Annotated in this window: 1 protein-coding gene; it reads left to right on the top strand. The window is 28.3% G+C overall.

Translation table 11 applies throughout. The features are described from left to right. Positions 1 to 221: 221 nt before the first annotated feature. The coding region (locus KA878_RS14130; protein WP_210142276.1) for a DUF536 domain-containing protein at positions 222 to 841 on the top strand (620 nt) is incomplete at its 3' end.

Here is an 841-nt window from a genome sequence, read left to right as displayed (position 1 = left end):
TTATATCACTTTGAACAACCTTATAAAAGGGAAAATGCAGGATTATCAAAGGTTTATAAAGGGTTTGTAAACCTTTGATAAAAACCATCAACCCTTTATGAACCTTTGATGAAACGATTGACGGGAACCGTTTTTAATATTGTAATTACTTTATTATCAAGCTTTATGAGTTTATACTGTTTTATAAAGGGTTGATAAACATTTTATAAAGGGTTGATGATATGAGAAGCGTGAAAGCTTTGAGTGAAGAATTAGAAGTTAGTAAGCAAACAATTTTTAATAATATTAAAAGATTGAATATAGAAACAATAAAACAGGAAAACACTTCGTTTATTAAAGAAGATAGCGACATAGAAAAAATAGTTCAAAGAGTAAATAAAAATAAGAAGAAATATGGATTTGAAAGTACTACTGAAGACAAACAAAAAAAAGAGTCAGATAATATTAATGTTGAATCCAAAAGTGATGCTCAAATAGTAGAAATCCTTAAAAATCAGATTGATACTTTGAATGATCAAATTGAAAAACAAGAAAATCGTCATGAAACAACAATTGAATTTTACAGAAAAGAGTTGCAAGAAAGGTCGAAATTGCTTGAAAATCAGCAAGTATTAGCATTAGAAAGTAATAAAAAGATTCAAAAATTGGAGAATCAATTAGAGGAAGAAAGACAGCTTAATTATTCTTTTGATACATCTGTTAATGATAGACAAAATGTTAATGTGCAAGAAGCAACATTTACCGAAGAATCTAAATATACTGATCAACAACAAAAATGGGAACAGCCTACAGAGGTGCAGCATAAAGATATACCTGAAGAGAAAGAGAATGAAAACCTCAA

Source organism: Staphylococcus sp. GDY8P57P (assembly GCF_017892585.1).
Taxonomy (GTDB): Bacteria; Bacillota; Bacilli; order Staphylococcales; family Staphylococcaceae; genus Staphylococcus; species Staphylococcus borealis.
This window is presented reverse-complemented; position numbering and strand designations above follow the sequence as displayed.